This window comes from Sulfurospirillum diekertiae (assembly GCF_002162315.1).
GTDB lineage: Bacteria > Campylobacterota > Campylobacteria > Campylobacterales > Sulfurospirillaceae > Sulfurospirillum.
On record NZ_CP021416.1, the window covers coordinates 2,303,318 to 2,314,837 of the forward strand.

The following is an 11,520-nucleotide window of genomic DNA, read 5'->3' on the forward strand; positions in this document are numbered from 1 at the left end:
ATTAAACTAACCCCTACAAGTAAGACATAATTTTGACATAACCTTTAAAGCCAATCCGAACGTTTGACACTCTCGTCTATATCGCGTCCTATGCGTTGATGCAATGCCCAATAATAATCCACAAAGGAACGCACACGAAGCTCATTGGGGAAATATACACCCTCTTCTTTACGTGCATAGCGCTCTAAAAAGAGTTTAGCATCTGCTTTGGCAAGATAATGTTCTAAAAGTTCTGTGTAGGTTTTAAGATACCACTCTTTAAGCATTTCATAGGCATTGGGTGAAAGGTCAATCTGCAATGTTTGATCAAAGGTCAGAACACCGCTTTGAAAAAGTCCTGTCAAGTGAATTAACCCTTCACAATAATACGGCTCTACTTCACCTGTTTTCATCCATCCAATTAAACCAATAGAACGCTTAATGGTATCTCGTAAAATGGCCTCTTTGAGACTCTCATCTTCTTGCATAAAAAACGCAACTAAGCCACCTGTCGTTGCTTTAAACTCTTCAATATTTTTAAAGACACCGCTTTGATTCATTTTAGCTTCCGTGTCATGATCCATCCACAAAATATGCCCAAATTCATGCCCTATGGTTGTAACCTCATACACTTGATGCCATGTTTTTGCATCATGATAAATGAGTTCTCGCTCTTTATCCATAAAAGCTTTACCTAAGACTTCTTGATTAATTTTCAAAAAGGGTTTATCACGTAAAGAGTCCAAGATGTTATCGGAAAAGGCAAAGATCTTTTTGCCAAGTTCACGACTGACAGTTTCATCATTGGGCACAACTTGCGCTGAAAAAAGTCCATTAAACTCTGCCGCATAAAAAAGAGCTGGTCTTCCGATGTATAGCTGAACACGTTTCAAATTAAACAGCATCATCTCTTTGATCTGTGTTGCATCAAGATTATTTTGATCAAACAGACGAATGATCATTTTCAAAATCCGCTCATACGTTACGTAAGCACCTTTGTCTTCAGGGTTAGAAACCCTGACATCCCACTCTAATGCAACCGCTTTCTTATAGTGATCTTCGTAGTATTCCAAAGGATGTCCAATTTGAATTGGAGAGGTAATCTTCATCCATTTACGATCCACTTCTGCCCATTTTGCAATCAGTTCACTGCGTTCTTCTTCACCAAAAGCATCATTGAGTGCTTTAAGATAGCTAATATACGCCTCTTTTTGATCCAAGTCTGGATCATCCATTTCCGAGAGATCATCACATAAATCTTGAAGGGTATTTCGTACCTGTGAAACCTCTTTAGGAAAGGCTGTTGCATAAGCTCTGGCAATATAACCGCCTTCTACTTTTTCCAAAACAGAATACGACCTATCACCATCGTTTCCTGAAGGATCTGGATCCATTAACCCTTTTACATGTAACATTTCAGCAATCGCTTGAGCATCTTTATTGTATTCCAGTTCGAGAAGGGGGTTGATGGTGTTAATAATGTGTTCATTCCAGTGCGATTGCCACGCACTCATTACAACGCCTACTTCATGGACTCCTCTTAAAAGTCGACGATAAAAGGGTGAAAACAGCCACTCTTTTTGTACTTGCATAATCAGTTCATTGTGACATTTAAGATAAAAATCTTTCACCCACACATACGCTTTTTCTTTCGCTTGAGTGATAAAAACCTCATCTTTAGCCTCTTTTTCTAACGCTTGAACCATCTGTTCATCACGAAGATTAATCAGACGAGTGAGTGCTGCTACCCTATTTTCACGAATTAAACTTAATTCAATACTTGTTAGAAAGGTATCGATCAATGTTTCGATACGCTTGTCGCAATCTTCAGATTCTACAATACTAAAATAACTTCCAAGAGCCCTCTGGCGCTCCCCTAGAAGTTCATAAAACCGCTTTAGATCATTTTCAAATTTCGGAGTCATCATCATTCTCACATTTTTTGTATTTTTTTAAGTATAATTTTATCTCCCCTTATATCATGAAGAGATTAACTATCACCTTAATACTTAAAAAATTTTAAGTTTGCTTTTCATGTACATTATCACAATGGGATTATACTACGAAGAAGGATAGATGATGAGTAGTCACTATGAATCCGTTAACACCTACCTCAATCGAGGCATTGTTGAAGCGAATATTACCTTTGCAAAAGCCCATCAAACCTCTTTTTGTATCGCTAAATTTGGATTTGAAGTCGATTTAGAAGATGGCTTTTTCTTTAAAGACCTGATTGCATTTATCCATACTGAGCTTGGATTTCAAACACTATTACAACAAGGAAATGACACTTTTTTAATTATTTTACGTGATTTTAAAATCCACTATGCCAAAAAAATGCTCAAAAAATTAGAACACAACATCAAACAAAACTTCAAAATTGAGATCAAAAACATCGGTATGACCCTTTTTGATGCAAGTGATTCCTACAAAAGTTTACTCGACCGTTTGGATAAATACTACATCATGTCACGCCTCTCCACCCGCAAAAAAATCTTTTACGGAACCCTTGATTTTGATTTTTACGAGACCCAAAATAAAAATGATGTTCTCACCTCTATTTTGCACAAAGAAAAAGCAGTCACGTTGTACAACCTTTACAATGGTATCTCCATCAAAGAAGAGGCAAATATCGCCAAGTTTGATGAAGGCATCGCACAACTGACCGTCAACGCACCTAAGATTTTTTACTACACCAAAGAGAGCTTTACCTTTATTCAACATGACAGAATCCCCAATATCATCAAAGCCAAAATTATTAAAGTTGATCCTGCTAAATCACTTCTCGTGCTTGCGAATTTAGAATTTCTAGATGCGTCTCCACTCGATCGAAGTTACACCAGAGTCCAACCTCAAAAGCCTATTAATGCAACACTTTTGCTCAATAAAATCAAATGTATTGATGGCAATGTAGACACCCTCTCAGAGAGTTCTGTTGTTTTACATGTAAAGCTTGTCGACATTGAAAAACTCATCCATAAAGAGCTTGTTGATAAAGAGTTTGATGTCTCTTTTCAGATTCCTACGGTTAAAGGTTTTTTAACCATGATCTCGGCAAAAGCAACGATTTTTAGCATTATTAACGAAACCATTGTGCTCAACATTCAACCCAATACGTTCATGAAAACCAAGATAAGACAGTATGTTGCCTTGCGTCAAAATGGGCTCTTAGTCGATTTGAAACAGCAACTAAAGCATCTCAGCTAAAAAGATCCAAACGCTTTGCTTGGCGCCTTTAGGACATCAAATGCGTAAGATTAATGAAGAAAAAGCTATGATATGCTATCCATACGAGGAATACTCCTCTAGTTTTTTAAGGTCTTGCGTGATACATCAAGCCTTATTTATATATTTCCCTCACTGTAGAAGGTAAGGGAGCGTCTACATGTAACACTCTTTCGAGTCGATAAACCACTGTGACACAACGTCTCTTTATGACAATCCAAAAGGAAACCCCAATTTATGTTATTTTCACAACTCAATCTTAGTGCCCCTCTTTTAAAAGCCGTTCAAGATGAAGGCTACACAACCCCAACACCCGTTCAAGAAAAAGCGATTCCTCCTATTTTAGAAGGTCGCGATATGCTTGCAGGTGCGCAAACAGGAACAGGAAAAACGGCTGGTTTTACTCTTCCAATTTTAGAGCTTCTGTCTCAAAAACCACGCAACAAAGTGAAACCCGTTCTTCGCGTGCTTATCTTAACACCAACGAGAGAGCTTGCAGCACAAGTACAAGAGAGCGTTAAAGCGTATGGCAAATACCTTCCATTTAAAAGTGCGGTCATCTTTGGAGGAGTAGGTATTAACCCTCAAATTCAAATACTACGTGCTGGCATTGATATTCTTGTTGCAACACCGGGTCGTTTGTTAGACCATGTGTCTCAAGGGACTATCGATCTTAAACATATTGAAACGTTTGTACTCGATGAAGCTGATCGTATGTTAGACATGGGCTTTGTGAAAGATATTCGCCGTGTCATTGCTTTACTTCCAACCAAACGCCAAAACCTTCTTTTTTCAGCCACCTACTCCGATGACATTAAAAAACTCTGTGAATCCATCTTAAAAAATCCCGTCATCGTCGAAGTGGCACGCCGTAATACCTCCAGTGAATTGGTCAAACAGCGCGTCATTATGGTCGATTGTAAACGCAAAACTGCCCTACTCGCTAAGCTGATTCAAGAAAACAAATGGGAGCAAATTTTGGTCTTTACACGCACCAAACACCATGCCAACAAAGTTTCTGAGTATCTTGCGAAGATTGGTATCAACTCTGCTGCTATTCATGGCAATAAAAGTCAAGGTGCCAGAACCAAAGCGCTCGCTGATTTTAAAAATGGCTCCGTCAAAGTGCTTGTAGCAACCGACATTGCCGCACGGGGACTGGACATCGACCAACTCCCTTATGTTGTCAACCTTGAACTTCCAAACATTGCGGAAGACTATGTTCACCGCATTGGAAGGACAGGGCGTGCTGGAAACAATGGTGAAGCCATCTCTTTAGTGTGCGTGGATGAACATGAGTATTTACGAGGTATTGAAAAACTCGTCAACAAAAAATTTGAACGCGAAATTGTTGAGGGATTTGAACCCAATCCTGAGATTAAAGCAGAGCCTATTCAACAAGGTCGTGGTAGTAAACCACAAGGTCAACCGCGTCGCAGGGACAATGCCCCTCGCGAATACGTCGAAAAAAGAAGAAACAGGTAAGCACTATGATCTACGTTGATGCCGATGCCTTTCCCAATACGCTTAAAGAGATTCTGCTTCGAGCCGTCTTTAAGCGTAACATTACCACCCATTTTGTGGCGAATAAAAAAATACCGCTTCAGGACTCGCCTCTACTCACAATGATCATTGTCTCCCAAGGCGCGGATGAAGCCGATCACTACATCGTCGAACATGCCGTTGAGTGTGACTTGGTGATTACCGCAGACATTCCGTTAGCGGATAGACTGGTGAGCAAAGGCGTTCTTGCCCTCGATCCAAGAGGTACGATTTACGATGAGAGTAATATCAAAAGCATCCTTGCCATGCGCAATTTAATGCAAGAACTCCGAGATGCGGGTGAAATCACCGGAGGTCCTAGTGCCATTGGTGAAAAACAAAAGCGAGCCTTCGCTGATGCGCTCAATGCGCTCTTACAAAAGCGCAAATAGTTTTACATGTAAAGCGCAAAATCTTTACATGTAAAGTTCTTAGCTCATTTTTTTCAATCCAATACTTTGCAGAATCAGGCAATGATATTACACAATCGTTCTACCCTCCCAGAACCTTTTCGTTTTATACTTTCATCACCAATATGATTACATGGAGATGACAGCAATGAACACCAAAATACTTGGAAAAACGGATAGTAAAATCTCAAGCATCGGTCTTGGATGTATGGGTATGAGCTTTGCGTATGGGCAAAAAGATGACAATGAAAGCCTTGCCACCCTAAACCTAGCTTTGGAACTTGGCATCAATTTTTGGGATACGGCGGACATTTATGACAATGGCGTGAATGAAGAACTTATTTCCAAAGTTCTCATCCCCAATCGTGACAAAATTTTTATCGCGACTAAATTTGGCTTTCGAACACGAAAAACACATGGCGATGCCTTTGAGATGTACCTTGATGGTTCACCCAAACACGCCAAAGAGGCGGTTGAAAAGAGCCTTCAACGACTGGGTATTGAGACGATTGACCTTTACTATGCACATCGTGTTGATCCAAACATTCCCGTTGAAGAGACCGTTGGAGCAATGAGTGACCTAGTCAAAGAGGGGAAAGTGCGTTACTTGGGACTCAGTGAATGTACGCCTGAGGATTTAAAAAAAGCCCATGCCATTCACCCTATCAGTGCGGTACAAAGTGAGTATTCTCTTTTAACACGTGGCGTGGAAGCCGAGATTTTACCGTTAACCAAAGCGCTTGGCATTAGTTTTATCCCTTTTTCACCGCTCAGTCGTGGGCTAATGAGCAATGCTTTGGATGTAAACACGCTTAAAGAGGGCGATTTTAGAAAGACACTGCCTCGTTACAATGGCGAGCATTTAGAAAACAATCAAAAACTCGCTACTGCCTTTGCAAAATTCGCTGCTGAAAAACACTGTACCCCTGCGCAACTAGCCATTGCTTGGGTCATCGCTCAAGGCGATAATATCATCCCTATTCCTGGAACCAAACGAAGAAAATATTTGGAAGACAACGCAGGAGCAGTAGATGTGAACTTAAGCACTTCCGATTTGAAAGCCATCGAGGCTATCGTTCAACGCTATCCCAATGTAGGGCCTCGTTACAGTGAACGCGAAACCAAATTTGTCAAAAAGTAACCTATGAGCAACCAACAAAAAATCTACTTACTCGCTTTTATGAGTTTTTTGGTCGGCACTTCACAATATATTATTGTAGGGGTGCTAGACCAAATCGCCACTTCCTTAAATATTTCGCTTTCCAAAGCGGGTCAATTGGTCAGTGTTTATGCCCTTGCAAGCGCTATTGGTGCTCCGTTAATCATAATGGTAACGGCAAGAATGAGTCAAAAGGCACAGCTCATTCTCTCTTTGATTATCTTCATTATTGGTATCTTTGCGATGCTGTTGTTTCAAAGCTACCTTCTCATTGTCATCTCTCGTATGATTATAGGTGCGGGTGCGGGTGTGTTTATCGTCATCGCGTATGGTATCAGTGCGCAACTTGCCGAAAAAGGCAAACAAGGGGTTGCCATGGCAAATATCGCCATGGGCTTTAGCCTCGCTTTGGTTTTGGGAATTCCTCTAGGGCGTATGATTACGGCTGTGGCAAATTGGCAAACTATTTTTTGGATGATTGGTATTTTGAGTCTGCTCTGTTTGGTGGTGGTACATAAAAGTATTCCAAAAACACTTTCGCAGACGCCTATTGCTTTAAGGGTGCAACTGGCCTATCTAAAGCAGCCCAAAATTTTGTCGGCCCTTGGGGTGACGTTTCTCTTTTTTATCAGTTATGCCGTGATTAATACCTATATCATGCCACTTCTGTTTTCCATCCGTACAATCAGCGAACACGAAATCAGCACGATTTTATTAGCGCTGGGAATTACGAGTTTTATTGGAACAAAACTCGCAGGTTTTTTAGCCGATCATGTCGGCATTGCACCCACGCTCATAGGCAGTATGTTGCTTTCTTGTGTCATGCTTGTGCTGCTTCTTTTGGTGTCACATTCACTGATCTTGACATCGCTCTTACTTCTTATTTGGATAAGTGCCGCATGGACATTCGGTCCCGCACAGAGTATTCATTTAGCCTTTATTGCGCCTGAAACTTCTGGCATACTGCTGAGCCTGAATATTTCGTTTGTCCAATTTGGCTTTGCCACTGGTGCAGCACTGGGAGGCATCAGCATTGCCCATTTACCAATTCATTCTCTGTATGGTATCGCCATTTTTTTTTGTGTTAATGGCACTCTTTCTGTTACTCTTTTCGCGAAAATGGCATTGAAAATTCTTTATACCTATGAACGTGTTATAATTTTCTCACAAGGAGTTTTTGATGGACACATCCCCTCAACGCTACAAAGAAGAACTCATTCAAATTATTTTGGCAAAATGTGCTGAAGAAGGCGCGATGAAAACGGCTATTCCCTCATTAAGTTTTTACACCACAACGACAAATACCGAGTGCATCCCTGCCATTTATGAACCTTCGTTGTGTCTTGTGTTGCAAGGAGCTAAAATCTTACTCTTGGGAGGAACGTACTACCGGTATGATGCTTTAGGTTACGTACTTGCCTCCACGCATATGCCCACACGTGTCCGCATTACAGAAGCTTCAACAGAGCATCCTTTTATCTCATTGAAACTTACCTTTACGATGGAAGATATTTTTGAAGTGATGAAAGAGACGGAACCTAAAGCGATGTGTGTGGCTATGCGAACACCCGAACGTGGGCTCTGTTTTGGAGAAAGCAACACACCGCTACTGGATCCACTCATGCGCTTAGTGCGTCTGCTGGATACGCCTCAAAACATCAAATTTATGGCTCCTCTGATTATGAAAGAGCTTTTGTACATCGTGATGAGCGATAAAGGTGGTGAATTCTTGCGAAAATATTTGATGGATGGCAGTAGTACCCAACAAGTTGTGAAAGTTATTTCAAAAATTAAAAATGATTTTGCCGAAAACATCAATATAAAAGAGCTTGCCAGAACGTTTGCAATGAGCGAATCTTCGCTTTACCATAACTTCAAAAAAGTCACGCTTATGAGTCCGTTGCAGTTTCAAAAAACACTGAGACTTGAAGAAGCCAGACGCATGCTTTTAACGCAAGGTCTTGACGCAAGCGAAGTTGCTTTTGCTGTCGGATATGAAAGTCCATCACAATTTAGCAGAGAATACGTGCGCATGTTTGGACTTCCACCTAAAACGTATGCAAAAACGATTCATCACGATGCGGAAAATATTGCCTAATTTTTTACATGTAACGCGTTACATGTAAACGTTTTATTGAAATATGCAACTTTTATAGAGAATTGTTCTACACTTGATGATTCAATCACCTTTATATTCAAACAAAGATACCCTATGAACACATTAAATTTTGATCCTAAAACACAGCGCTTTCAGAATCTCTATCCTATTAAAACACCCAAAATGACCTTAAAGCAAAGCCTTCGCGCCGCACAAGAAATTCTTTACAAATCGGCTCAGAAAATCCCTACGAGCAAGATACCACAAATCAAACCCAATCTTGAAGCATTTGAAAAAGCCAGCGATAGGCTCAAATTCATCTGGTTTGGACACTCTACGGTTCTGCTCAACATCGATGGTATTAAGGTGCTCCTTGATCCTATGTTTTCACTCTATGCCTCGCCTATCAAAGGAATCATTAAACGCTTTCAACCACCCGTATTGATGCTCAAAGAGTTGCCTTATATCGATGTTATCGTGATTTCACATGATCATTATGACCATTTAGATAAAAAGAGTATCCAATTTTTCAAAGACAAAGAGACACGCTTTGTGGTACCTCTTGGCATTAAACGCTATATGATGAAATGGGGAATATTGGAGCAAAAAATCGTAGAGCTTGATTGGCATGAATCCTATCAAATGGACTCCATACACTTTACCGCCACCCCAGCCCACCATTTTTCAGGCAGAAACCTTTTGGGGCACAATAAAACACTGTGGGCTTCATGGGTTATCAAAGGGAAAAATGCAAACGTATTTTTCAGTGGAGACTCAGCGTACAGTCCCCATTTTAAAGAGATTGGTGAGCGCTATGGAGCATTTGATGTGGCTTTTATGGAAAATGGTCAGTATGATAAACGCTGGATTAATGCCCACATGATGCCAGAGCAGACCGTTCAAGCGATCAAAGATATTCAAGCAAAGTTTTTTGTTCCCATTCACTGGAGTATGTTTAGGCTTTCACCTCATCACTGGTTAGATCCGATCATCCAATCGCTGAAAATTACAAAAGAGCAGAACGTCCTTATACTCAACCCTTTTCTGGGTGAAATCATGAGCATTCCTTTACACTAGCGTTCTAGGAAACCTCTAATTCTTGATCTTTCGTTTGCGTATAAAGCCAGAAATGTTTTAAAGACTCTAAGTGCATTTTGATGTATTGATTATCACTGGGTTGGGTGTATTTGAGAAGCGATATTCCCAATAAATCACCCACATACTCAAAATGATCCAAATTTTGAATACTTTCAAGAAAAGCATGGGTTGCTTCAAGTTTTTCAACGAAATTTTCCAATCTGTGGGTAGCAAAGGCATTGTTTAATTGCCCATCATAGCATAAAGAGTATCCAGAGTCCTGATTGACAGAAGGACAAGCAGTGTCGATAAATATGTGCTCAAAATAAGGACTTACGGGATAAAGCTTACACGCAGGTGGTCTTTGCAAGTAGATGCTACATTGTTGATTGACATAATATTTACAATAATTCTTCCCATCATTTAAGAGGACATACGCTACTAGTTTTTGCTCTTTGACACTAAAAAGAATCGGAAAATTTTTATAAACCTCTTCGAAATCCTCTAAGATAAGAGGAGACGCGGCAAAACCCTTAGCCCCATTGCAACAGTGACCTTCACAGGTTGAACAACCGTGAAAATGAAAATCGTGACTTTTGATATTGACAAAACTTCCTATACTTTCCATAAAACCCACTTTGCTATCAACGTTATTGTGTCTCTTTACATGTAAAACAAGATGCTACTTGACGCCTAGAAAAGCATTATCCATTCCTTGTTTTATGAAGGAAGATTCAAAAGGGTATGTCATTCTTGAGTATTCTCCTTTTTGGATTATAATGCTTTACATGTAAAATCTAACTAAAAAAGTTTATCACCTAAAACCCAAGAGATTGTTGTGTATAAAGCGTTTGGGGAATTAGTCTTTAAAGAAGATTTTTAACTATTTTCTTTGGAAAATCCACCTCCATTGAGTCATAAAACCCTTTACCTGTTGTAATCAAATCGTAATTAAATCCCACTAAAATTTGAGCGTTACAAAACCAAACTTGACAAAAAGGATTTCTATGAAAAAAATGCTTCTTCTCTCTGCATTAGCAGCGGTTAGCCTTATTGCAGCAGATAAAATTAGTGGTGCAGGTGCTAGTTTCCCAGCTCCTATTTATTACCAATGGGCTCACACCTATGAGGCAGCGACAGGTATTCAAGTCAATTATCAATCCATCGGTAGTGGCGGTGGAATCAAACAAATCCAAGCGCGTACCGTAGACTTTGGTGCATCTGATGAGCCATTGGAACCTGCAAAATTGGCTGCAGATAAACTTTTACAATTTCCAGCCGTTGTCGGTGCAATCGGTTTAGCGTACAATATTCCAACACTTGACGGCAAAGAAGTTAAACTATCTAACGCGGTTGTCGAGGGAATTTTCATGGGTACGATTACCAAATGGAATGATCCAAAAATCGCAGCAGACAATGCTGGCGTTACACTCCCTGATTTAGCAGTAACGATTGCTCACCGTTCAGATGGTAGTGGTACAACATGGAACTTTACTTACTGGTTAGACAAAATCAGTCCAGCATGGCATGAGAAAGTAGGTTTGGGTAAAACCGTTCAATGGCCAATTGGTATCGGTGGAAAAGGTAACGAGGGTGTTACAAATATGATCAAACAAACTCCAGGTTCAATCGGTTATGTTGAGACTTCTTATGCTGAAAAAAACAACCTTCCAATGGCAACCATTCAAAGTGCTGAAAAAACTTGGGTAAAACCAACCACTGCAACGATTAAAGCAGCAGCAGCCAATGCTAAATGGAAAGCAGAAGAAGGATTTTATCAAATCCTAGCCAACCAACCAGGTAAAGAGACCTATCCAATCGTAGCGGCAACCTTTATCTTATTGCCAACTGAAAAAGTAGCAGAAAACAAAAAAGTAGCAACATTCTTTGACTACTCATTTGAAAAAGGTGCGGAAGAAGCACAAAAATTGGGTTATATTCCCCTTCCAAAAGAAACAATTACCGCTATTGTTGCTTATTGGAAAGCAAACGGCGCTAAATAATACTAAACTATTAAGCAAGGGTTTTCC

10 protein-coding genes are annotated in these 11,520 nt (G+C 40.1%); 8 read left to right on the forward strand and 2 right to left on the reverse strand.

Annotated features, from left to right (window positions below; all coding sequences use genetic code 11):
* Positions 1 to 44 precede the first annotated feature (44 nt).
* Positions 45 to 1,907, reverse strand: coding sequence for an invasion protein CiaB (ciaB, locus tag Sdiek1_RS11725; RefSeq protein ID WP_238098970.1), 1,863 nt, complete (start codon positions 1,905 to 1,907; stop codon positions 45 to 47).
* 151 nt (positions 1,908 to 2,058) lie between these two features.
* Here ciaB and Sdiek1_RS11730 point away from each other — a divergent pair, with 151 nt between their 5' ends.
* The 7 genes from Sdiek1_RS11730 (at position 2,059) to Sdiek1_RS11760 (ending at position 9,490) form a co-directional block, all read left to right on the forward strand.
* On the forward strand, positions 2,059 to 3,186 hold the full coding sequence (locus tag Sdiek1_RS11730; protein ID WP_238098971.1) for a hypothetical protein: 1,128 nt from the start codon (positions 2,059 to 2,061) through the stop codon (positions 3,184 to 3,186).
* A 255-nt stretch (positions 3,187 to 3,441) separates the two neighbouring features.
* Complete coding sequence (locus Sdiek1_RS11735) at positions 3,442 to 4,689, forward strand: DEAD/DEAH box helicase (protein ID WP_087439282.1); 1,248 nt, start codon at positions 3,442 to 3,444, stop codon at positions 4,687 to 4,689.
* Between the two features lie 5 nt (positions 4,690 to 4,694).
* Positions 4,695 to 5,138 carry a YaiI/YqxD family protein gene (locus Sdiek1_RS11740; protein ID WP_087439283.1) on the forward strand — a complete coding sequence of 148 codons (444 nt, stop codon included), beginning with the start codon at positions 4,695 to 4,697 and terminating at the stop codon, positions 5,136 to 5,138.
* A gap of 166 nt (positions 5,139 to 5,304) precedes the next feature.
* The gene (locus Sdiek1_RS11745) at positions 5,305 to 6,297 is read left to right on the forward strand and encodes an aldo/keto reductase (RefSeq protein WP_087439284.1); all 993 of its coding nucleotides are present in this window, start codon (positions 5,305 to 5,307) and stop codon (positions 6,295 to 6,297) included.
* Between the two features lie 3 nt (positions 6,298 to 6,300).
* On the forward strand, positions 6,301 to 7,560 hold the full coding sequence (locus Sdiek1_RS11750) for an MFS transporter (RefSeq protein ID WP_087439285.1): 1,260 nt from the start codon (positions 6,301 to 6,303) through the stop codon (positions 7,558 to 7,560).
* The gene (locus Sdiek1_RS11755) at positions 7,496 to 8,413 is read left to right on the forward strand and encodes an AraC family transcriptional regulator (RefSeq protein ID WP_087439286.1); all 918 of its coding nucleotides are present in this window, start codon (positions 7,496 to 7,498) and stop codon (positions 8,411 to 8,413) included. The genes Sdiek1_RS11750 and Sdiek1_RS11755 overlap by 65 nt, the downstream gene beginning before the upstream one ends.
* A gap of 114 nt (positions 8,414 to 8,527) precedes the next feature.
* Positions 8,528 to 9,490: an MBL fold metallo-hydrolase gene (locus Sdiek1_RS11760; RefSeq protein ID WP_087439287.1), complete on the forward strand. Its 963-nt coding sequence runs from the start codon at positions 8,528 to 8,530 to the stop codon at positions 9,488 to 9,490.
* A 4-nt stretch (positions 9,491 to 9,494) separates the two neighbouring features.
* On the opposite strand, the gene Sdiek1_RS11765 is transcribed toward Sdiek1_RS11760, so the two are convergent.
* The gene (locus tag Sdiek1_RS11765; protein WP_087439288.1) at positions 9,495 to 10,118 is read right to left on the reverse strand and encodes a YkgJ family cysteine cluster protein; all 624 of its coding nucleotides are present in this window, start codon (positions 10,116 to 10,118) and stop codon (positions 9,495 to 9,497) included.
* Between the two features lie 379 nt (positions 10,119 to 10,497).
* Here Sdiek1_RS11765 and pstS point away from each other — a divergent pair, with 379 nt between their 5' ends.
* On the forward strand, positions 10,498 to 11,493 hold the full coding sequence (gene pstS, locus Sdiek1_RS11770) for a phosphate ABC transporter substrate-binding protein PstS (RefSeq protein ID WP_087439289.1): 996 nt from the start codon (positions 10,498 to 10,500) through the stop codon (positions 11,491 to 11,493).
* Positions 11,494 to 11,520 lie beyond the last annotated feature (27 nt).

What these genes read in the sequence shown, in the direction of transcription:
- ciaB (WP_238098970.1), bottom strand. Translation starts at nt 1,907, where the DNA reads ATGATGACTCCGAAATTTGAAAATGATCTAAAGCGGTTTTATGAACTT.
- Sdiek1_RS11730 (WP_238098971.1), top strand. Translation starts at nt 2,059, where the DNA reads ATGAGTAGTCACTATGAATCCGTTAACACCTACCTCAATCGAGGCATT.
- Sdiek1_RS11735 (WP_087439282.1), top strand. Translation starts at nt 3,442, where the DNA reads ATGTTATTTTCACAACTCAATCTTAGTGCCCCTCTTTTAAAAGCCGTT.
- Sdiek1_RS11740 (WP_087439283.1), top strand. Translation starts at nt 4,695, where the DNA reads ATGATCTACGTTGATGCCGATGCCTTTCCCAATACGCTTAAAGAGATT.
- Sdiek1_RS11745 (WP_087439284.1), top strand. Translation starts at nt 5,305, where the DNA reads ATGAACACCAAAATACTTGGAAAAACGGATAGTAAAATCTCAAGCATC.
- Sdiek1_RS11750 (WP_087439285.1), top strand. Translation starts at nt 6,301, where the DNA reads ATGAGCAACCAACAAAAAATCTACTTACTCGCTTTTATGAGTTTTTTG.
- Sdiek1_RS11755 (WP_087439286.1), top strand. Translation starts at nt 7,496, where the DNA reads ATGGACACATCCCCTCAACGCTACAAAGAAGAACTCATTCAAATTATT.
- Sdiek1_RS11760 (WP_087439287.1), top strand. Translation starts at nt 8,528, where the DNA reads ATGAACACATTAAATTTTGATCCTAAAACACAGCGCTTTCAGAATCTC.
- Sdiek1_RS11765 (WP_087439288.1), bottom strand. Translation starts at nt 10,118, where the DNA reads ATGGAAAGTATAGGAAGTTTTGTCAATATCAAAAGTCACGATTTTCAT.
- pstS (WP_087439289.1), top strand. Translation starts at nt 10,498, where the DNA reads ATGAAAAAAATGCTTCTTCTCTCTGCATTAGCAGCGGTTAGCCTTATT.